Below are 22,049 nucleotides of genomic sequence, written 5' to 3'. Positions count from 1 at the left end.
CATGCCGCGGCACTGTTGCGACAGCGCCGGCGCGAGCCGCGACATCGCAAACTCTACAGCAATGCTGTTCAGATTGACTGTTTAGCTTTGCTGTTCAGTTGTGCTGCCCAGCTTCGCTGCACAGTGCTCCTGCGCAGGCGACCTGCGCAGACTCGCTGACGATCGCGGGTTAAAGTGCCCTATGCCCACCCCGGAACCCGCCACCGTCGCCGCCGATCTGCGCACCGCCATGGGCAAGCTCGCGCGGCGCGTGAAGCAGGAGGACCGGATCCCGCACGGCCAGGTCGCCCTTCTGGGCGTCCTCGACCGGGACGGGGCCATGACCACCAGCGACCTCGCGGCGGACCAGCGCGTGCGCCCCCAGTCGATGGCCCGCACGGTCGGCCTTTTGATGGAGCAGGGCCTCGTCGTCCGCCGGGCGCACCCGACGGACCGCCGCAAGTCGCTCGTCGGCCTCTCCGAGGTGGGGCGGGCGGCACTCGGGGCGGAGCGCGACCGCCGGGCCGACTGGCTCGCCCGTGCGATCGATGTCGAGCTCAGCGAAGAGGAGCAGAAGGCGCTCGCGCACAGCGTCGCCCTGATGGAACGGCTCGCCGCGCACTAGAAGCCGGTCGGGGGTGCGACGTCCCCCCGGGAAGGGCGGATCACGCAGGGCGGATCACACAGCGCGGACAGGGCCGGCGGATCAACCGCCGACGGACTCCGCGTCCGCGAATCCGGCGTCGCGGGCCCCCAGGCGCAGATGCTCGACGTGGTGGAGCGCCTGGTCCAGGAGTTCCGCGACGTGGTTGTCGTAGAGCGCGTAGATGATCGAGCGCCCCTGCCGCTCACCGGTGACCAGCCCCAGATTGCGCAGCAGACGCAGTTGGTGGGAGCAGGCCGAGGGCTCCATATCGACGGCCGCCGCGAGGTCGCTCACGGAGCAGGGTCCCTCTTGCAGCCGGGCCAGGATGTAGAGCCGGGACGGGGTCGCGAGGGCCTGGAGGGTGGCGGCCACATCGGCCGTGCCGACGGCGTCGAGGCGTTCGCGGGTGGTGGCGGTGCTGCTGGTGTCGACTCCGTGGCCCATCCGCCCATCATACGCGGAACACCTGAAGACCTATTCATATATTCCTGTATGGTGAAACGCGTCGCCCCGTCCGCCCGTGAAGGGTTGTTCCGCCATGCCTGCTGCCCTGGATCAACGGCCCGCTCCGGCCGTCGCCGGACCGCGCCCGACGCTCCCGAAACACCGGACGCGCCTCCTGGCCCTGCCCGAGGCCCGGTGGGCGCTGGCCGCTCTGGCGCTGTTCCTCCTCGCCCTCCCCCTGGATCTCGCGGGCGCCCCATGGTGGGCGTGGGGGCCGCTGTACGCCGCCGTGTACGTCACCGGCGGATGGCAGCCGGGTCTGGACGGTCTCAAGGCGCTCGGCAACAGGACGCTCGACGTGGATCTGCTGATGGTGGTGGCCGCGCTCGGCGCCGCCGGCATCGGGCAGTTCCTCGACGGCGCGCTGCTGATCGTCATCTTCGCGACCTCCGGAGCGCTGGAGGCGGTCGCCACCGCCCGCACCGCCGACTCCGTACGGGGCCTGCTCCGGCTGGCTCCGACTACCGCGCAGCGGCTGTCGCCCGACGGCGGGGAGGAGAGGGTTCCCACGGACGCGCTCGCCGTCGGGGACGTCATCCTGGTCCGGCCGGGCGAGCGGGTCGGCGCCGACGGGCAGGTCCTCGCCGGAACCGGCGACGTCGACCAGGCGAGCATCACCGGCGAGCCCCTGCCGGCGGCGAAGGGGCCCGGGGACGAGGTGTTCGCCGGGACGGTCAACGGCACCGGCGCCCTGCGGGTGCGGGTCGGCCGCGACCCGTCGGAGTCCGTGATCGCCCGGATCGTGAGAATGGTCGAGGAGGCGTCCGGCACCAAGGCGCCGACGCAGTTGTTCATCGAGAAGATCGAGCAGCGCTACTCCCTCGGCATGGTCATCGCCACGCTGACCGTCTTCGCCGTACCCCTGGCGTTCGGATCCGGGCTCCAGCCGGCCCTGTTGCGCGCGATGACGTTCATGATCGTCGCCTCCCCGTGCGCCGTGGTGCTGTCCACGATGCCGCCCCTGCTCTCGGCCATCGCCAACGCAGGCCGCCACGGCGTGCTCGCCAAGTCCGCCGTCGTGATGGAACGGCTCGGTCAGATCGACCTGGTCGCCCTGGACAAGACCGGCACCCTGACCGAGGGCACGCCGCGCGTCACCGACCTGCACCCCCTGCCCGGGTCCGGTCTGGACGAGAAGGCACTGCTGGCCCTGGCCGCGGCGGCCGAGCACGCGAGCGAACACCCGCTCGCCCGCGCCGTGACCGACGCAGCCCGGGAGCGGGGCCTCGCCCCGGCGGAGGCCACCGGCTTCAGCGCGTCGCCCGGCCGGGGCGTCACCGCCGTCGTGGGCGGACGTACCGTCCGGGTGGGCTCCCCGGCCCGCCTTCTCGACGCGGCCGGCGAGGAGGACGGCCCCGCCCGGACGGCGGTGGACGCGCTGGAGGCGGACGGCCGTACCGCCGTCGTCGTCCTGCGCGACGGGGCGCCGGTCGGCGTGCTGGGCATCGCCGACCGGCTGCGCCCGGACGCGGCGGCCACCGTGGCGGCGCTGACCGGACTCACCGGCCGCTCGCCCGTCCTGCTGACCGGTGACAACGAACGCGCCGCCCGGCGCCTGGCATGCGAGGTCGGGATCACCGACGTACGAGCCGGACTGCTGCCGCAGGACAAGGTGGACGCGGTCCGGTCGTGGGAAGCCGAACGGCGCCGGGTCCTGGTCGTGGGCGACGGCGTCAACGACGCCCCCGCCCTGGCCGCCGCCCACACCGGGATCGCCATGGGCCGGGCCGGCTCCGACCTCGCCCTGGAGACGGCGGACGCGGTCGTCGTCCGCGACGAACTCGCCGCCATCCCCGCCGTCGTGGCCCTCTCCCGCAAGGCAAACCGCCTCGTCGTGCAGAACCTCGTCATCGCCGGAACCTGCATCACCGCTCTGGTGGCCTGGGATCTGATCGGCACCCTGCCGCTCCCGCTCGGTGTCGCCGGGCACGAGGGCTCCACGGTGATCGTCGGACTCAACGGCCTCCGTCTGCTGCGCGACGCCGCGTGGCAGAGCTCCGCCCGACGGTGCGGCCGACCACGGCCCGTCGATCCAGCGCGATGACAACCGCAGCCGTCTCCCGGTCGCAGTGGAGCCACTCGTCGAGGGTGGTATCGGCAGTCGACAGGGCGCGCAGCATGCCGGAACCGGCCGACGGTCCAGCCGGTGCGTCCGTCGCCCGGCCGCCCGTCGCCGCAGCGCAGCACCGGTGGGGCCGGCGGGCCCCGCTCCTCGGTCCGGGAGAGGCGGATTTCCCGTTGTCGGGGACGGGCGCGTGTGCCAAGGTCACCCGGTGAACGCCTCACGATGTGACCTGCTGCGCGGGCAGTTCGAGCTGACCTGGTCGCTGTTCGAGTACCACCTCGACCGGCTCGACACCGAGGACTTCCTGTGGCGTCCGGCGCCCCTGTGCTGGACGGTGCACCGGCAGGCCGACGGACGCTGGCTGCCGGACTGGGCCGAGACCGAGACCGAGCCCGAGCCGGTTCCGGTGCCGACGATCGGCTGGCTCAGCTGGCACATCGACTGGTGGTGGAGCACGACGGTCGAGCACACCCTGGGCCGACGGCCACCCGACCGCGCGGACGTCACGTGGCCGGGCGACGCCGAGGGGGCCATCGGCCGGCTGCGCGAACTCCGGGAGCAGTGGCTGGGCGTGCTGGACGGACTGGACGAAGCGGCCCTCGAAGCCCCCGCGCCGTTCCCCCGGGAGCACGACCCGGACTACACCGTCGCCCACATGGCCGCGTGGGTGAACGCCGAGCTGATGAAGAACGTGGCCGAGATCGGGCAGTTGCGTCTGCTGCGCGCCGCGTCCTCCGGCTGACGGGGTTCCCGACGCCAACACCCGCTCAGCGGCCTTGGGTTAGGCTCCCCTCAGTAACGCGGAGCCCGTCTCCCGCTCTTCCCCTCCCCCAAGGAGCCGTTGATGCGTCCGATGATCGAACGGCCGTGCCGCGAGGGCAGGACGACAGCGCCTGCGAGCGCGTTCTCCCCGACCGCGGGCCACCGCCCGGCCCCGCGCCCGTGACCGCTCCCCGCTCCGGTCCCGCGGCCGACCCCGAGCGTCCCTTCGGGGCCTTCGGGCTGCCGGGCCGCCCCGGCACCGACGCGTTCTGGGCGGCGGCGCGAACGCCCGCGTGGGCGCCCGCCGGCGACGGCTGGACGGCCCTCTTCCTGTGGCGCGGCCCCGGGGCCGTGGTCGACTTCGAGAGCTGGTCCCCGCCCGTCCCGTTGCGCCGGTGGGAGGGTACGGACTGCTGGTACGCCGAAGTGCCCCTGCCCGCACGGCTGCGGGTGACCTACCGGGTCCTGGTGGGGGACGCGGCCCATGCCGATCCGCTCAACCCGGTCGGCGCCGGGGCCGACCGCTCCATCGCCGCCACGCCGGACGCCCCGCCCCAGCCGCACTGGCCCGCCCTCGGCCCGGACGACGTGCCGCCGCTGCCCCGTGACCGGATCCGCTGGAACAGCGACCGGCTCGGCGGACGGCGTACCGTGCGGGTCCACCCGGCGGGCGGCGGCGGTCCGGTGGTGCTGCTGCTCGACGGGGACGACTGGCTGTATCTGCACCCGGCCGTGACCGCCTTCGACGCGGCCGTGGCCGCGGGCGACATGCCCCCGGTCACTCTCGTGTTCCTGCCGGCCAAGGACCGGGAGGCCGAGTTCGCCTGCCGCCCGGAGCTGTGGGAGGCGGTCCGGGACGAACTGCTGCCGCTGGTGGCCGAGTCGGGCGTACCGGCCGACCTGGGCCGGCTGGTGGTCGCGGGACAGAGCCTGGGCGGGCTGAGCGCGCTGCACGCGGCGCTGGACTTCCCCGAGCTGGTCTCACGCGTCGCCTGCCAGTCGGGGTCCTTCTGGTGGGCGCCGGGAACCGCGGAGCTGGCGGATCCGCTGGGCGGGGCGGTCGGCGGCGCGGTCGCCGAGCGGCTGCGCCGGGGCGTGGACCTGTCGCGGCTGCGGTGCGCGTTCGACGTGGGAGAGCACGAGGGCCCGATGCTGCCGCACTGCGAGCTGACCGAGACGCTGACCGAGCGGGCCGGCGCCACGGTGCGGGTGTCGCGATCGGCGTCGGGGCACGACCGGGCGGGCTGGCGGCACGCCCTGCTCAGGGACGTCGCCTGGGCGCTCGGCTGACGGATTCCCGAGCCTGTGCGGGCCGGCTACTCACCCGTGACGGGCTGTGCGGGCCGGCTCCCGGGACGGGCTCCTCCCGGGTGGCTGCCGGGACGGGCTCCTCCGGCTGGCTGCCGGGACGAGCGGTGCTCGTCCCGGCGGCCGCCCGGCAGGTCATCTGGCCACGGCCAGGCAGTAGGCCTCGTCGGCGGCGAGCAGGTTGCGGTGGGTGTCCTCGGCGGTGATGACGCCCTCGTCCAGGACGAGCACCCGGTCCGCCGCGTCCAGGAGCGCCGGGCTGCTGGTGATCACCAGGGTGGTCCGGCCGCGGCGCAGCTTCGCGACGTTGCGGGCGATGAGCTGTTCGGTGACCGCGTCGACGGCCGTCGTCGGATCGTGCAGCACCAGCACCTCGGACTCGGCGGCCAAAGCCCGTGCCAGCGACAGCCGTTGACGTTGTCCCCCGGAGAGGTTCGCGCCCCGGTCGCGGACCGGGTGGTCGAGCCCCTCGCGGTGCAGGGCGACGACGTCGGTGAGCATGGACGCCTCGACGGCCTCGGCGATCGCCCGCCCGCTGCCCGACGGGTCGATGTTCGAACGGAGGGTGCCGGCGAAGATCTCCCCGTCGTAGGGGTTCACCAGCAGGTGTTCGCGGACCGCCTCGATCGACAGCTCACCGATCTCCCGGCCGCCGACGCGCACCACTCCCCCGTACGCGTGGGGGGCGACGTTCACCGCGAGAACGGCGGCGAGGTCGGCCGCCGCGCGCGGCTGGTAGGCGGCGATCGCCACGAACTCCCCGGCCGGCACCGCGAACTTGACACCCTGGAGCGTCCCGTGGCGTACGCCGTCGACTTCCAGGCCTCCGCCCGGCTCCGGGCGCTCGGGCCCCGGTGTCGCCACGGGTGGCGCGGAGAGGACCAGGGCCATGCGCTCGGCCGAAGCCCGCGCCATCATCACGTACTTGGGCATTTCGGAGAACATCTTGAGCGGTTCCATGATGAACTGCGCGAGGCCCACGGCCATGACGAGCTCCCCGATGGTGATCCGGCCCTCGAACGCCAGCCAGCCGGCCGTCAGGGAGACCGCCGCGGCGAGGACCGCGTTGAGGGCCAGCGCGGTGCCCGCGTAACGGCCGTTCACCCGGGCGACGGTGATCGCCTGGCGCCGCGCGTCGGCGCTGACCTCGCGGTAGGCCCCGAAGGCGGCGTGGTTGCCGCCGAAGCCGTGCAGCGGGCGCAGCCCGATGATCAGGTCGGCGACCTTGGCGCCCGCACGGGCCACCCGGGCCTGCTGTTCCTGGGTGGCGGCCCCGATCCTCCTGGACATCACGGCCAGGATCGACAGGATCACGACGGTCCCCACGACCACCAGCAGGCCGAGCCGGAAGTCGGCGAGGCTCAGCGCCACCGCCGCGACCACGACGGCGACCAGTGAGCTGATCAGCAGCGGCACCACCTCGATGATGTCGGCGGTCTGGTCGGCGTCCTCGGTGGCGATGGTCAGGATCTCGCCGGACTTGAGGTCGACGTCCCTGGCCACCGGCTGGAGCCCGCAGGCGGCCACCTGCACCCGCCAGCGGTGTGCCTCGGTCGTGTTGGCCTTCTGCAGCACGCGCATGCCGAACCGCCACGACAGGGACACGGTCGTGATGATCACGGCCAGCGAGCCGATCGAGACGCCGAGCGAGCCGAGGCTGCGGTCCTGCATCGTGTGCTCGACGATGAGTCCGAGCGCGATGGGGAACGCGGTCTCCGCCGCCTGGTACAGGCCCATGAGGACGGTGCCGGCGATCATGGCGCCGATGTTGCGGCGCAGTGCGGTTCGCAGGATGGCGGCTCCCGGGCGGGGCCGCTGGGTGTCAGGTGTTTTCATCAGGGTCAGGAGTTCTCATCGAGGTGGCGGGCCATCGCTTCCGGGGTTCGCAGGGTGAACAGGTCGCGGATGGTGATGACAGGACCGTACTCGCGGCGGAGCAGCCCGATCAGCCGCACCGCCAGCATGGAGTGTCCGCCGAGGGACACGAAGTCGCTCACCGCGCTGACCTCGTCGTCGTCGAGGTCGAGCGCCTCGGCGAAGAACTCGCAGACGATGGTCTCGGTTTCGGTCTCCGGGCCGCGCTCGCCCGCCGTGGTCAGCGCGCCGAGCGGCCTGGCCTCGGGCAGCGCCTTCGTGTCGGCCTTGCCGTTCACGGTCAGCGGGATGCTGTCGACCTGGGCGAAGTGCGTGGGGCGCAGGAAGTCCGGCAGCCCGGCGCCGGCCTCGGCGGCGACCTGCGCGAGGTCCGCGGAGCCCGCGAGGACGAGATAGGCGGCCAGCCGGTACGCGCCGTCGACCCCCGGGTCGGGCTGGGCGACGGCGGCGACGAAGCGGACCGCCGGGTGGGCCGCGAACACGGCCTCGACCTCGCCCGGTTCGACCCGGTGGCCGCGGATCTTGACCTGCTGGTCGGTGCGGCCCAGGTAGGCGATGTTCCCGTCCGGCCGGCGGATCACCAGGTCGCCGGTGCGGTACATGCGGGTCCCGGGCGGGCCGAAGGGGCAGGCGACGAAGCGGTGCGCGGTCTGGCCGCTCTGGCCCAGGTAGCCGCGGGCGATGCCGACGCCCGCCACGTACAGCTCGCCGGGGACCCCGTCGGGCAGCGGTCGCAGCCACGGGTCCAGGACGTACGCCTCGGTGTTGTCGATGGCCACGCCGACCACCGGGTCCTGGCACTCGAAGGTCCCGACGCCGAGGGTGTTGATGGTGTATTCGGTGGGCCCGTAGAGGTTGTAGCCGACCGTGCCCTCGGTCTCCGCGAGCCGCTGCCACAGGGTCGGCGTGACGGCCTCCCCGCCGAGCAGCACCAGTGCGGGCCGCCGTTCCGGGTCCTCCAGCAGCCCCTCGGCCACCAACTGCTGGGCGTAGGTGGGTGTCACGTTGATGACGTCGATGCCGTGGCCGACGCAGTACTCCACCAGACGGGGTGCGTCGCGGCGCAACTCCTCGTCGCAGATGTGCACTTCATGGCCGTCGGCCAGCCAGAGCAGCTCCTCCCACGACATGTCGAACGCGAAGGAGACCGTGTGCGCGATCCGGAAGACCCGGTGGTCGTGCTCGGCGAGGACCGGTTCGAAGATCCGGCGCTGATGGTTGATCAGCATGTTGGTGAGCCCGGCGTATTCGGTCACCACACCCTTGGGCTTCCCGGTCGACCCGGAGGTGTAGATCGTGTACGCGGGGTGGCGCAGCCGGTCCGGGTCGTGCGGCGCGAACGTCGTGTACGGCTCGGCCTGCGGCAACGGGCGGTCCAGCTCGATCAGTTCGCCGTCCAGCCGGGGCGAGACCGCGCTCACGGTGAGGATCACCTCGGGCCGGGCGTCCTGGACGATCGCCGCGATCCGCTCGTCCGGGTGGTCCAGCTCCAGCGGCACGTACGCGGCTCCGACGCGCAGCACCGCGAACAGCGCGGCGATCCACTCGGGGGAGCGCGGGATCGCCAGGCCCACGGTCGTCTCGGGGCCGATGCCCCGTCGGGCGAGGACGCCCGCCACGGCCCGGCTGCGGTCCCGGAGTTCGGCGAAGGTCATGGTCGCGCCGTCGGCGACGAGCGCGACGCGCTGCGGATCCCGGTCGGCCGCGAGGTCGAAGCGGTCGACGACGGTGTCCGTGCCGACCTCGGTGCGCGCGGCGGGCTCGGGGTCGGGCGCCAGGCCGGGCAGCGCGCCGATCGGGCCGGTCGCCCTCGCCAGGTCCGCCAGCACCCGCAGGTAGTCGTCGAGGAGACGGCGGGCGCTCCCGGGGTCGCCGTGGCGGTGCTCCAGCTTGACCGTGAGCCGGTCGCCGGGGGTGACGACCCAGGTGTAGGGGTAGTGCGTGGAGTCGTCCGCCCGGACCGAGGTGATGCCGTGGCGGGCGTTCATCGCGGCGAACGCGTCCTGGTCCAGGAAGTTCTGGAGCACGAACAGGTTGTCGAACAGGGTGTCGTGGCCGCTGGCCCGCTGGATCTCGCCGAGCCCCAGGTGCTCGTGGTCCATCGCCGCCACGCGTGCCGCCTGTACGGCCGCCAGGTACGCGCCGACCGGCTCGTCGGGCCGGGCCCTCGTCCACAGGGGCACGGTGTTGAGCAGGACGCCGACGATGTCGCCGTGTCCCTCGCCCTCGCGGCCGGAGACGGTCACGCCGAACACGGCGTCGCCGCGGCCGGTACGGGCTCCGAGAAAGAGCCCGAAGGCGCCGGTCAGCACCGAGTTCAGGGTGACGCCACGGGTCCGGGCCGCTTCGCGCAGCAGCTCCGACAGATCGGCGGAGAGGGTGTGCACGAGCGGCTGCGGCAGTTCGTCGGACAGGGCCGGGGCCGGTCCGGCGAGCAGCGTCGGACCCGGCAGGCCCGCCAGGTGCTCCGCCCAGAAGCGCTCCGCCACGGCCGGGTCCTTGGCGGCGAGCGTCCGGGCGTACTCCTCGAAGGCCGGCGCGGCGGGGGTGGCCGCGGGCAGCTCGCCCGCGAGGACCCTCTCGTAGGCGTCGAACAGGTCGCGCAGCAGGATCTCGCGGGACCAGCCGTCCCAGAGCAGCAGGTGGTAGCTGAGCAGCAGGCCGTCGTGGCCGTCGGGCAGCCGCACCACGGTCATCCGGACGAGCGGCGGCTCCCCCGGGTCGAAGCCCTGCTCGCGGTCGCGGGTGCGCAGGGCGTCGGTCTCGGCCCCGGTCGTGAGCTCGACCGTGCGGACGGGGACCCGCCGGCCCTCCCTGAGGACCTGGACCGGGTTGCCGTCGTCGTCGGTGGTGAAGCCCGCGCCGACGACGGGGTGGCGGGCGATCACGTACGCCATCGCCTCGGCCAGCGCGTCGGTGTCCAGCCGCCGGTCGAAGGTGAACCAGCTCTGCGCGACGTAGTGCCCGGCCGTGTTCGCGATCCCCGCGCCCGCCATCTGCGCCTGGAAGAACAGGCCCCGCTGGAGCGGGGTGACCGGGGCGGTGCGCTCGGCCGTCGCGGAGGCGTCCCCGATCTGTTCCAGGGCGGCCAGCCAATGTCCGGTGATCGCGTCGGGGATGCCCTCGGCGAGAGTGAAGGTCGCGTGGAGGCTGCCGGTGGCGTGGTCGGTCCAGGCGTTGACCTCGACGGCGTACGGGCTGTCGGCCTGGTCGCCGGTGATCCGCAGGGCCGCCGACTCACTGCCCCGGCCGAGGTAGTTGAACAGGACCTGCGGCCGGGCGGTCAGCAGGGGGGCGGTCTGCGGGTTGAGGTATCTGAGCCGGCCGTAGGCGATGTGGCCGTCCTCGTCCGGCTGGCGGTCGGTGAGCTCGCGCGCGGCGGCGACGGGGTCGGTGTGGGCGGTGAGGCGTACGGGGGCGATGGAGGTGAACCAGCCGACGGTACGGGAGTAGTCGTGGTGGTCCCTGGCCGGCGCCCGGCCGTGCCGCTCCAGTTCGACGGCGAGGTCGGTGGGCGCGGGCTGGATCCGGGTCAGCGCGGTGCGCAGGGCCCCGCACAGCAGCTCGGTGAGGCCGAGGCCCAGTGCCCCGGGCGCGCTGCGCGTCACCCGGTCGCCGGCCCCGGGCGGCAGGACGACCGTCCGCTCGCGGAGGCCCCGGACCACCGGCAGCAGCGGCGGGGCCTGGAGGGTGGTGATCCAGTGGCCGATGCCGTCGGTCGACTCGGCGGAGCGCAGGGCCAGCGCTTCGGCGTACGCGGCGTAGGAGGTGGTCGGCGGCGGCAGGGCGGCCCCGCTCAGGGCGGTGGCGAGGTCGTCGAGGAGGACGAGCCAGGACACCGCGTCCACGGCGAGGTGGTGGACGGTGACGACCAGGGTGCGGTTCGCCGCGAGCCAGGAGAACGCGATGACGTCTCCGGTCTCGGGATCGAGCCGCCCGGCGGCCTCGTCGGCGGCGGCCGTCGCGTCGGCGGTGGCCTCCGCCACGACGGTGACGACGACGTCCTCGCGGGCGGGCTCGGTGCGCAGGGCCCACACCCCGTGCTCGATGTGCAGCCGCAGGCGCAGCGCCGGGTGGGCGGACACCACGGCGTTCACGGCGCGCCGGACGTCGGCGAGGCCGACGCCCTCGGCGACGGGCAACGCCCGTGCCTGGGCGAACCGGGCGAGCGGGCCGCCCAGTTCGCGCTGGCGCAGGATGATCGGCGTGAGCGGCAGGGGTCCGTCCGCGCGGCGGGAGGGCGGGGGCGTCGGTGCGGCCTGCGGGGCGCGCGCGGCCAGGTGGTCGGCGAGGGCACGCGGCGTCCTGAACAGGAACACGTCGCGGGGCGCGATCGGCCATCCGAGCGTCCGGGCCCGGTTGATCACGGTGATGGCGACGATGCTGTCGCCCCCGGCGCCGAAGAAGTCGGTGTCGGCGTCCACGGTCGCCCCGGGCAGCGTCTCGGCGAAGATGCCGGTCAGGGCGGTGAGGGCGTCGGGCCCGCTCGTGGCCGCCGCCGGGGGGTCCGGCTGTGCGGCCCGCTCGGTGAGGGCCTTGCGGTCCAGCTTGCCGTTGACCGTCAGCGGCAGGGCGTCGACCGGCAGCGCCCGGCCCGGCACCATGTGCACGGGGAGCTTGGCGGAGAGCAGGGCGGTGAAGTCGGCGGGCAGTTCGCCGACCACGTGGGCGATCAGATGGTCGCCGCTGTCCGCCACGGTGACGGCCACGTCCGCGACGCCGTCGAGTTCCCTCACCGCGCCCTCCACCTCGCCGAGCTCGATGCGGAAGCCCTTGAGCTGCACCTGGTCGTCGGCGCGGCCGGCGAACTCCAGCTCGCCGTCCAGCGTCCGGCGGGCGAGGTCGCCCGTGTGATACATCCGGGAGCCGTCGGCCGCGAACGGGTTCGCCACGAACCTCCCGGCGGTGAGCCCGGGACGGCCCAGGTAGCCGAGGGACAGCTGGTCGCCCGCGACGTAGATGGCGCCCACCCGGCCCGGCGGAACCGGCCGCAGCCGGTCGTCGAGGAGATGGGTGGTCAGGCCGGGGATCGGCCCGCCGATGGGGCCGGCGTCGCCGCGGGCGAAGTCCTCCTCGGTCAGCACCCGGTGGGTGACGTGGACGGTGGTCTCGGTGATGCCGTACATGTTGACCAGCTCGGGCGTGCCGGTGCCGTGCCGCTCGACCCAGCCGCGCAGCCGCCCCAGGTCGAGCGCCTCGCCGCCGAAGACGATGCGGCGCAGCGCCGGGACCGGCTGCCCCGCGTGCAGGTCGGCCTCGATGAACCGGTAGAAGGCCGAAGGGGTCTGGTTGAGCACGGTCACGCCGCGTTCGCGGACCAGTCGGTGGAAGTCGACCGGGGAGCGGGTCAGCCCGTACTCCGGTACCAGCAGTTCACCGCCGTGCGCGAGTGCGCCCCACAGTTCCCAGACGGCGAAGTCGAAGGAGAAGGAGTGGAACTGGACCCATACGTCGTCGGGGCCGAAGTCCATGTCCGGCCGGGTGTTGGCGAGGAGCGTGGTCACGGCGGAGTGCGGGACGACGACGCCCTTGGGCCGGCCGGTCGAGCCGGAGGTGTAGATCACGTACGCCGGGTCCCCCGGGCGGACGTCGGGGAGGTCGGTGTCCGAGGGGTGTTCGTCGCCCTGGACGAGCACCCGGGCCGCCACGCCCGCCCGGTCCAGCAGCCGGGTGAAGCGGCCTCGCTGTTCCCGGTCCACGAGGACGACCTGCGGGGCGGCGTCGGCGAGGATGTACTCCAGCCGTTCGTCCGGATAGGCCAGGTCCAGCGGTACGTACGCGCCTCCGGCGGTGACGACCGCGATCAACGCGACGACCTGTTCCAGGGAGCGCGGGACGGCGACGGCGACCCGCTGTCCGACGCCGACTCCGGCCGCGCGCAGAACGGCCGCCAACGCGTCCTTGGCGTCAGCGAGTTCGCCGTAGGAGAGGGACCGGGCGGCGCCGTCCAGCGCGCACTGGGTGACGGCCGTGGCCGTCGGGTCGCGGTGCGCGGCGGCGTCGAAGAGCTCGCCCAGGGTCGCCTCGGGGGCCTCGGCCGGAGCCCTGCCGGTCGCGGGGAGCAGCTCGTCGACGGGGGCGTCCGGGCGGCCGAGCAGTTCGGTGAGGGTCCGGGTGAACGTGTGCAGGATCGCCTCGGCGCCGTCGGGGCCGAGGAGTTCACCGTCGTAGATGAGGTTGAAGCGGGAGCGGCCGTCCCGGGCCCGCTCGACGACGAGCGTCAACGGGTAGTGCGGTGCGCCCTCGTTGACGAGGTCGGTGATGACGAGGGAGTCGTCCGGTCGCCGCAGGTCGGCCACGTCGGTGGCGAGGTCGAACACCACCAGGGTGTCGAAGAGCGAGCCCGTTCCGCTCTGCCGGCCGATCCGGGCCAGTGAGACGTGCTGGTGCGCCAGCACCGCGCCCTGGTGCCGCTTCACGGCTTCGAGCAGGTCGTAGGCGGTGTCGGCGTCGCCCAGGCGGGCGCGTACGGGAATGGTGTTGATGAAGAGGCCGACCATGTCGCGCAGACCGGGCACCTCGGCGTCACGGCCGGACACGGTGGAGCCGAAGACGACGTCCCCGCTGTGCAGGATGCCGCCCAGGGTCACCGCCCAGGCGCTGTGCACGGCCACGCTCAAGGACACCCCGGCCGAGCGTGCGGCCACGTCGATGTCGTCGGCGGGCTCGGCCGAGACGTCGGCGAACCGTTCCGAGGGGGTGTGGCCCTCGGCCACGAGGGAGGGGCCGGGCAGGTCCGCGAGCTCCTCGCGCCACACCCGGTCGCTCTCCTCCTGGTCGCGTCCGGCGAGCCAGGTCAGGTAGTCGCGGTAGCCGCCGATCGGGTACACGGATCCGGGCGTGTGGTATTCGGCCAGCAGCGTGCGGAGCATCGGCGGGACCGACCAGCCGTCCGCGATGATGTGGTGCACGGTCTGCACCAGGACGGTGCGGCCCGCGCCGGCGCGGATGAGCGTGTAGCGCATCAGGGGCCCGGCGGCGAGGTCGAAGCCGGCCCGGCGGTCCTGTTCGGCGTGGCGGCGGATCTCCTCGTCGGTGAGGGGGCCCTCCAGGGTGGTGAAGGGCGCGCGCCTGCCGGTCTCGACGACGGAGACGACCCGCCCGTCCGCGAGGGCCGTGAAGCGGGCGGCCAGGTTGGGGTAGAGGGTGAGCAGCCGGGTGGCCGCCGCCTCCAGCCGGTCGGCGTCCACGTCACCGTGCAGCGTCAGCAACTGCTGCTCGACGTAGCTGCCCGTGGTGTCGTCGTCGAAGACGGAGTGGAAGTAGAGACCCTCCTGCAGCGGGGTCAGCGGCAGGATGTCGTGCAGCGCCGGGCTCTCCAGGGCGTCGACGTCGGCCTGTGTCAGCGGCACCAGCGGGAAGTCGCTGGGCGTGTGGCCGCCCTCATCGAGCGCGGCGAGTGCGGTGAGGGCCGAGCGGAAGTGGTCGCCGAGGGCGGTGATGTCCTCCTCGACGAACACGCCCTCGGGCCAGGAGATGGTGGTGACCAGTTCGTAGGCGCCGCTCGCGTCGGGCTCGGCTATCGCGTTGAACTCCAGGGCGCGCGGCAGCCGCATCCGCGGGTCGCGCTTCTCGCCCAACTGGCCAGTCGTTCCGGCGGGTTGCCATTCCGCCGAGCCGCCCGCGTCGAAGCGGCCCAGGTAGTTGAAGAGCACCTGCGGCGCGGGGCCGGCCGGCCCGTCGCCGGTCAGGTAGCGCAGGGCCCCGTAGGAGAGGCCGTTGCCCGGCGTACGGGCGAGGTCTTCCTTGACCGCCTTGAGGGCGGCGGCGAGGTAGGCGGGCGCGGTGAGGTCGCCCGCCGCGCCGGGATCCACCGTGACCGGGAAGAGGGTGGTGAACCAGCCGACGGTCCTCGAGAGTTCGGGCTCGAAGCCGGCCGCGGCCGCGACGAAGCGTCCCTCGCGTCCGTGGCCTTCCAACTCGATGTGGGCGAAGGTCTGCTCCTGGCCCCGGTCGCGGCGCCACCGGGCGAGGGCGACGGCGAGGGCGGTCAGCAGGACGTCGTTGACGCCCGCGTGGAACTTCGCGGGGATCTCACCGAGCAGGGCCGCCGTGGCCCCGGCTCCGACGGAGACGGTCCGGGTGCGCTCCCGTTCCACCGTGTCGGCCGGGGTCAGGGCGCGGCGACCGATCGGCGCGTCGGCGGCGGGCAGCGGCGTCGCGTAGTGCGTCCGGTCGGCGGCGAACGGCGCGCGGCCCAGCAGTTGGGTCCAGCGCCTGAACGACGTGCCCACCGGGGGCAGCTCGACGGGTGCGCCCGAGGAGCGCTGACGCCAGGCCGTGGCGAGGTCGTCCATCAGGATCCGCCAGGACACACCGTCGATCACCACGTGGTGGGCGACCAGGACGAGCTGCCGTGCCGCGCGGCGCCAGACGGCCCGCAGCATGACGCCGCCCTCCGGGTCGAGCGCCTCGGTGGCGCGGGCGACGCACTCCGCCGGTGGGGCGTCGCTCAGCTCCCAGCAGGGGGCTGCCGGTCCGGCCGGCGGGATGTCGAAGCCCCAGCGCTCGCCGCGTACCAGCTTGGCGCGCAGCATGTCGTGCCGGCCGAGCACGGCGGCGAGGATGTCGTCGAGCGCGTCGGCGGTCAGCTCCGCCGGGGTGTTGAGGACGACCGACTGCACGAAGCCGTCGATCGCGTCCGTGGTCGCGCCGAGCCACTGCACGATGGGCGATCCCACGACGGAGCCGGTCGCGACGTCGCCGTGGTCCACGGCGGCGACGGACTCCCGGCTCGCCACCGCCGCCAGGGCGCCCACCACGGTGTTGGTGAAGATCTGGCGTGCGCTCACATGGAGGCCGACCTCCCGCAGGGCGCTGAGCAGGGAGATCGCCAGGATGCTGTCCCCGCCGAGCTGGAAGAAGTCCTGGTCCACGCCGACGTCGTCCAGCCGCAGCACCGCCGCGACGGCCTCGCACACCAGACGCTCGTTCTCGGTGGCGGGCGCCACGAGGGCCCCGCCGCCCACGGAGGGTTCCGGCAGCGCGTTCCGGTCGATCTTGCCGTTCGCGGTGAGCGGGAACTCCCTCAGCACGACGAGGTGGGCGGGCACCATGTACTCGACCATGTGGGCGGCGGCCCAGGCCCTGACCGCGTCCGCGCTCAGCTCCTCGTGGCCGCCGGACGGGATGACGTAGCCGACGAGATAGGCGCCGCCCGCCGTGTTCTTCCTCGCGACGACGCAGGTGTGCCGTACGCCGGGGTGTTCGGCCAGACCGGCCTCGACGTCCTCGATCTCCAGCCGCATGCCGCGGATCTTGATCTGGTTGTCGGCGCGGCCGAGGAAGTCCAGCGACCCGTCCGGGGCGTACCGCGCGAGGTCACCGGTGCGGTACAGCCGGGACCCGTCCGAGGCGAAGGGGTTGGCGACGAAGCGGGCGGCGGTGAGGCCGGGCGCGCCCACGTATCCCCGTCCCAGCAGGAGGCCTCCGACGTACAGTTCGCCGCCGACGCCGACCGGGACGGGGCGCAGTTCGTCGTCGAGGACGTAGAGCTGGGTGTTGGGGTTGGCCTTGCCGATGGAGGTCGACAGCCGTGTCGCCGCGCCCCGGTAGATGACGTGGGAGACGCCGATGGTCGTCTCGGCGGGGCCGTAGCCGTGGTAGAGGGGGATGTCGAGGCGGTCGCGGAAGCGCTCGTACAGCTCCGGGGTGAGGACCTCGCCGCCGCACCAGACGTGCCGCAGGCTGTCGAGCCGGCCGGTGTCGCCCGCGATCTCCAGGAGGACGTCCAGCATGGACGACACCAGGTAGGTGAAAGTGACGCGCTGTTCGGCGATGACGCCGAGCAGATGGTGCGGGTCGCGCTCGCCGCCGGGCCGCAGGATCACCAGGCGGCCGCCGGTGACGAGCGGCAGGAAGATCTCGTTGACGGAGATGTCGAACGACAGCGGGGCCTTGAAGAGGGAGGCGTCGTCGTGGCCGAAGTGGAGGATCTCGCCGGACTGCCACAGCAGACGCTCGCTGATCGCCTCGTGCCGGATCATGGCGCCCTTGGGCCGCCCGGTCGAGCCGGAGGTGAAGATCACGTAGGCCAGGGCGCCGCCGGGGACGGTCGCGTCGGGCGCGTCCGCCGGATGGGCTCCGTACTTCCAGTCGCCGAGATCGACGGCGACGGCGTCCGGTTCCCCGGCGCCGGCCTTGCCGGTGGGGTTGAGCTGGAACACGATCCGGGCGTCCTCGGCGACCACGGCCCGGCGGGCGGCGGGCCACTGCGGGTCGAGGGGGACGAACGCGCCCCTGGCCTGGAGGACGGCGAGGAGGCCGACGACCATCTCGGCGGAACGGCCGAGCGAGATGCCGACGACCTGTTCGGGGCCGAGGCCGCGCTCGATCAGGTGGTGGGCCAACTGGGCCGAGAGCGCCGCTGTTTCGCGGTACGTCAGGGAGCGGTGCTCGTCGACGATCGCGACGGCGTCCGGCCGCAGGCGCGCCTGCTCGCGGAACATCTCCATGACGGTCGGGCGGGCCCGGTCCGCCCCGGTGTCGTTCCACCGGGCCAGCTCCTCGGTCCTCGCCAGGGGGCCGGAGGGGCCGATGGTGCCGACGGGCCGGTCCGGGAAGTCCGCCAGGTCGTCCAGGGCCTGCTGCGCGTCGGCACGGTCGACGCCGGGCGGCACGGTGATGTGGAGACTCTCCGGGTCGGTCTCCCATCCTCCGGCCCCGCCCGTGGCGTTGTCGGCCCATCCGAGGAGGTCGGGGAAGGGCGTGGCGGGGGTGAGGTCCATACCGGCCGGGCCGGCGCCGGTCGCCCAGTAGGCGAGGCCTACGGCGCACGCCTCGACGACGGTGCGGTCGCTGTAGTCGCCGATCCGCCGGCGTACGGCGGCCAGCCGCGTGGGGGACAGCAGTACGCGAGAAGCGCTCGGTTCCGTCATCGACGTCTCAGCATCCTTCCGAGGTATGCGAGTTGACCTGGCCTTGGCCCGGTGTGTCTAACTGCCTTCTCGCCACGCACGCCACAGCCGGGCGTACCGGCCGCCCAGCTCGACCAGCTCGCTGTGCGTTCCTTCCTCCACCACGCGCCCCTCGTCCAGCACGGCGATCCGGTCCGCGGTCATCGCCTGGGTCAGCCGGTGGGCCACGAACAGCGTGGTCCGGCCGGAGCAGGCGGCCCGCACGGCGCGTTCCAGCTCGGCGGCGCCCTCGCTGCCCGCCTCCGCGGTCGACTCGTCGAGCACGACCACCGGTGACCGGCCGAGCAACAGCCGGGCCAGGGCGATCTGGGCGACCTTGGTGACGTCCAGGCGCTCGCCGCCCTCGCCGACCATGGCGTCGAGACCGTCGGGGAGCAGTTCGGCCCATCCCCCGGCGCCGACCGTACGCAGCGCGTCCATCAGCTCCTCGTCGCTCGCCCCGGGTGCGGCGAGCCGCAGGTCGTCGGCGAGCGGACCGGAGAACACATGGGTCTCCTGGGTCAGGATGCTCACCAGGGCGCGTGCCCCGGCCTCGTCCATGTCCGCGAGGTCGTGCGTCCCGATGCGCACCGATCCGGCCTGCGGTCGCCCGATGCCGGCGATGAGCGCGGCCAGGGTCGACTTGCCGGCGCCGGTCGCCCCGACCAGGGCGAGCGAACCGCCGGCCGGGATGGACAGGGACACCTCCCGCAGCACCGGTTCGTCCGCCCCGGGGTAGCTGAAGGTCAGCCCCTCCACCGTGACCGGGTAGGGCGCGATGTCGGCGGTGGCGACGGACCCGTCGCCCACCAGCCGCTGCTCGGAGGGCTCCGAGAACACGCCGACCAGGCGGGTCAGGCTCGCGCCCGACTTCTGCGCCTCGTCGAAGGTGAACATGATGGCGCCCAGCGGGGTGAACAGGCGGTGGAACATCAGCGGGGCGGCCGACACTTCGCCCAGGGTGGCGGCATCCGCCTCCAGCAGGGCGTATCCGACGACCAGGATCAGGACGAGTCCGATGAACTCGGCCCGGTTCTCCCGCCCGACGAACCGCCCGAAGAAGCGGAAGACCTCGACGCCGAGGTTGCGCACCCGCCACGACTCGTCGGTGACCTTCTCGCGTACGGACTCCTCCAGGCGGTAGGCCCGGACCGTGTCGATGCCGTTCAGTCCGCTGATCAGCGCCTGGGCGCGGTCGGCCTGGGCCACCCGCTGCCTGCGGTAGAGCGGCGCGGACCGGGGCAGGTACCAGCGCAGCGCCAGCGCGTAGGCGGGCAGGGCGCAGGCTCCGGCCAGGCCGAGCCGCCAGTCGAGGCCGAACATGCCGACCGTCGCGATGGCGACCAGGACGCCCGCCGAGAACACCGTGGGGATGGCCGTCCGGATGCCCTTGGACAGGACGGCCACGTCGTCGCCGACGCGGGACAGCACATCCCCCCGGCCGACCTCCTCGACGCGTGCGCTGGGCATCCCGAGCACGGCGCGGACGGCTTCCTCGCGGAGCCGGGCGAGCAGTTCGGCCCCGAGCTTCCCGATCAGGAAGGTGGAGGCCGCGGTGGCCGCCGCGCCGAACAGCGCGGCGGCCACCATCAGCACCCCGACCGTGAGCAGTATCGAGCGCGATTGGCCCCCGACCACCCCGTCGACGACCCGGCCGAGCAGCAGCACCGGGACCACTTGGAGCGCGGCCCCGGCCACCGTGGTGAGGACGGTGGAGGCCGTCAGCCACGGCGTCCGCCGGCAGTGCGCGGTCACCCACCGGGCGGCCTCGCCTCCGGTCGCCGTGCGCAGGGCCGCCGGGGCGACGGGGGTGTCGACGGCACTCACGCGGAGCTCGAATCTCGCCGGGGAAGGGGGTGGCGGGTCGTCATCTTCTACTTGACCGACTCGACGAGCTCGTCGATCGCGTACGGCAGGGAGAGCAGGGTGCCCTGGGACATCGCCGCGCCGATCGCCGGGCCCTCGCTGTCCAGGAGGTAGGAGACCTTGCCCTTCTTGACGGCGGGCAGGTTGTTGAACAGTTCGAACTTCTTGAGCGCGTCCGTGTCGGCCTTGTCGTTGATGACGAAGATGCGGTCGACGTCGATCAGGTCGATGCGCTCGGGCGAGAGCTCGGCGGAGAAGCCACCGTCCGCGATCTTGTCGATCTCGGTCTGGTAGGTGAATCCGGTGCCGGTGATGAGCCGGCCGCGCACGTCGGTGGAGGTGAAGGCCGAGATCGAGTCCTTGTACCAGGACAGCGCGACGGCGTTCTGCCCGCCGAACTCGGGGTGGGCCTTCTTGGCGGCGTCCAGCTTGCCCTGGATGCCCTTCACCAGTTCGGCGCCCTCCTTCTCCTTGCCGAGCGCCTTGGCGATGTGCGTGGCGTTGTCCTGCCACGGGGCGCTGAAGAGTTCCTTCTCGCCCTTGGTCCGGCCGACGGTCGGGGCGATCTTGGAGAGCTTGTCGTAGGCGGCCTTGTCGACCTCGGAGTAGACCGCGATGATCAGGTCCGGGCGCAGCGAGGCGATCTTCTCGAAGTTGGGACCGGCGTCGCCGTTCTTCATGACGACTTCGGGGCGGGTGTCGCCCCACTGGTCCTTCACCCAGGGCCACTGCGTGTTGATGTCGGGCGTCTGACCGGTCGGGTTCGGGTACTGGTCGACCATGCCGACCGGCTTGATGCCGAACGCGAGGACGGCCTGGTCGTCGGTGTAGCCGACGGTGACGACCCGCTCGGGGGCCTTGGCGACCTCGGTGGATCCGAACGCGTGCTCCACGGTGACCGGGAACGCGCCCGCGGCCGCGGCCGGGGCGTCGTCGCTCTTCTTCTCGTCCGCCGAGTCGCTACCGCATCCCGCGAGGAGACCGACGCCGAGGGTGGCTGCGGACACGGCCGCGGCCAGCCGCTGCCACGGCTTCACAAGCGTCGTTCTATGGAGAGACATCCGGAATCCCTTGCTTTCGCGCTGTCCACTGCGCCCCGGTATGAGGGCAGCCAGACTGTACCCCGACCAAGTGAGGTCAGCCTAGCCTAACCAACTAACTTTCCACTGGTCAGGATGAGTTGGACTCCGTCGGGGTACCGGGGTCCGTCGGATCCGGCCGACGACCCGTCAAGGAACGGTCGTACGGCATCGGGTCGGGCGGCCTGCCGGGCCTAGGGACCGGGTCGGACGTGCGCCCTGCCGATCGGCACGATGAGCGGCCGGTCCCCCACCGGGTCCTCGATCACCTGGGCCCGCAGTCCGAACGCCTCCCGCAGCAGCTCGGCGGTGATCACGTCCCGCGGATGGCCCTGCGCCAGAATGGCCCCGGCCCGCATGACGACGAGGTTGTCGCTGTAGCGCGTGGCCAGATTGAGGTCGTGCAGCACCATGACGACGGTGCAGCCCGACTCGTGCAGATCGTCGACCAGGTCGAGTACGTCGATGGCGTGCGCCAGGTCCAGATAGGTGGTCGGCTCGTCCAGCAGCAGCAGGTCGGTGCCCTGAGCGAGCGTCATCGATATCCACACGCGCTGGCGCTGTCCGCCCGAGAGCGAGTCGACGGGCCGGTCGGCCAGGTCCGCCACCCCGGTCATGGCCAGCGCGCGCCGCACCACGTCGGCGTCGTCCGAGGACCACTGCCGCAGCCAGCTCTGGTGCGGATGGCGGCCGCGGGCGACCAGGTCGGCGACCGTCAGCCCTTCCGGGGCGACCGGCGCCTGCGGCAGCAGCCCGAGCTTCTTCGCCACGTCCCTGGTCCGGAGCCTGCCGATGTCCTCGCCGTCCAGCACGACGGTGCCGCCGGCCGGCTTGAGGAGGCGGGTCAGGGTGCGCAACAGGGTGGACTTCCCGCAGCCGTTGGGTCCGATGATGGTGGTGATCACCCCGGGCGGGATCGCCACGTCGAGCTCGTCGATGACCGGCCGGCCGCCGTATCCGACGGTGATGCCCCTGGCTGCCAGCCGAGCGACGTCCTTGACGCCGGCATCGGGCCGGGCGGTGAACTGAGCGGCCACAAGCCCCCCCTTACTGAGGTTCGCCTTACTTCA

The 22,049-nt window shown here is 73.1% G+C and carries 10 protein-coding genes; 4 read left to right on the top strand and 6 right to left on the bottom strand.

The window, feature by feature from the left end; genetic code table 11:
* Positions 1-181 precede the first annotated feature (181 nt).
* Positions 182-604 (top strand): MarR family winged helix-turn-helix transcriptional regulator, encoded by a 423-nt coding sequence (locus tag ACH4UK_RS22400; RefSeq protein WP_398358821.1) that lies wholly within the window; start codon positions 182-184, stop codon positions 602-604.
* Positions 605-685: 81 nt separating this feature from the next.
* On the opposite strand, the gene ACH4UK_RS22395 is transcribed toward ACH4UK_RS22400, so the two are convergent.
* The gene (locus ACH4UK_RS22395) at positions 686-1,069 is read right to left on the bottom strand and encodes an ArsR/SmtB family transcription factor (protein ID WP_398358820.1); all 384 of its coding nucleotides are present in this window, start codon (positions 1,067-1,069) and stop codon (positions 686-688) included.
* Between the two features lie 94 nt (positions 1,070-1,163).
* On the opposite strand from ACH4UK_RS22395, the gene ACH4UK_RS22390 reads away from it, so the two are divergent.
* The 3 genes from ACH4UK_RS22390 (at position 1,164) to ACH4UK_RS22380 (ending at position 5,246) form a co-directional block, all read left to right on the top strand.
* The gene (locus tag ACH4UK_RS22390) at positions 1,164-3,173 is read left to right on the top strand and encodes a heavy metal translocating P-type ATPase (protein ID WP_398358818.1); all 2,010 of its coding nucleotides are present in this window, start codon (positions 1,164-1,166) and stop codon (positions 3,171-3,173) included.
* A 229-nt stretch (positions 3,174-3,402) separates the two neighbouring features.
* A complete protein-coding gene (locus ACH4UK_RS22385) occupies positions 3,403-3,936 on the top strand; it encodes a DinB family protein (protein WP_398358816.1) in 534 nt (177 codons plus the stop codon).
* Between the two features lie 200 nt (positions 3,937-4,136).
* The gene (locus ACH4UK_RS22380) at positions 4,137-5,246 is read left to right on the top strand and encodes an alpha/beta hydrolase-fold protein (RefSeq protein WP_398359245.1); all 1,110 of its coding nucleotides are present in this window, start codon (positions 4,137-4,139) and stop codon (positions 5,244-5,246) included.
* A 153-nt stretch (positions 5,247-5,399) separates the two neighbouring features.
* On the opposite strand, the gene ACH4UK_RS22375 is transcribed toward ACH4UK_RS22380, so the two are convergent.
* The 5 genes from ACH4UK_RS22375 to ACH4UK_RS22355 all read right to left on the bottom strand — a co-directional run bounded on the left by ACH4UK_RS22375 (position 5,400) and on the right by ACH4UK_RS22355 (position 22,016).
* Entirely contained in the window at positions 5,400-7,100 is a 1,701-nt protein-coding gene (locus ACH4UK_RS22375) for an ABC transporter ATP-binding protein (RefSeq protein ID WP_398358814.1), read from the bottom strand.
* Positions 7,101-7,105: 5 nt separating this feature from the next.
* Complete coding sequence (locus ACH4UK_RS22370) at positions 7,106-18,016, bottom strand: amino acid adenylation domain-containing protein (protein ID WP_398358812.1); 10,911 nt, start codon at positions 18,014-18,016, stop codon at positions 7,106-7,108.
* Positions 18,017-18,073: 57 nt separating this feature from the next.
* Positions 18,074-19,861: an ABC transporter ATP-binding protein gene (locus ACH4UK_RS22365; protein WP_398358810.1), complete on the bottom strand. Its 1,788-nt coding sequence runs from the start codon at positions 19,859-19,861 to the stop codon at positions 18,074-18,076.
* Positions 19,862-19,908: 47 nt separating this feature from the next.
* On the bottom strand, positions 19,909-20,961 hold the full coding sequence (locus tag ACH4UK_RS22360) for an iron-siderophore ABC transporter substrate-binding protein (protein WP_398358808.1): 1,053 nt from the start codon (positions 20,959-20,961) through the stop codon (positions 19,909-19,911).
* A 212-nt stretch (positions 20,962-21,173) separates the two neighbouring features.
* Positions 21,174-22,016: an ABC transporter ATP-binding protein gene (locus ACH4UK_RS22355; RefSeq protein ID WP_398358806.1), complete on the bottom strand. Its 843-nt coding sequence runs from the start codon at positions 22,014-22,016 to the stop codon at positions 21,174-21,176.
* Positions 22,017-22,049: the final 33 nt, after the last annotated feature.

Source organism: Streptomyces sp. NPDC020884, assembly GCF_044333935.1.
GTDB lineage: Bacteria > Actinomycetota > Actinomycetes > Streptomycetales > Streptomycetaceae > Streptomyces.
The sequence above is the reverse complement of the archived record's forward strand: the minus strand, read 5'-3'. Positions and strand labels throughout refer to the sequence as shown.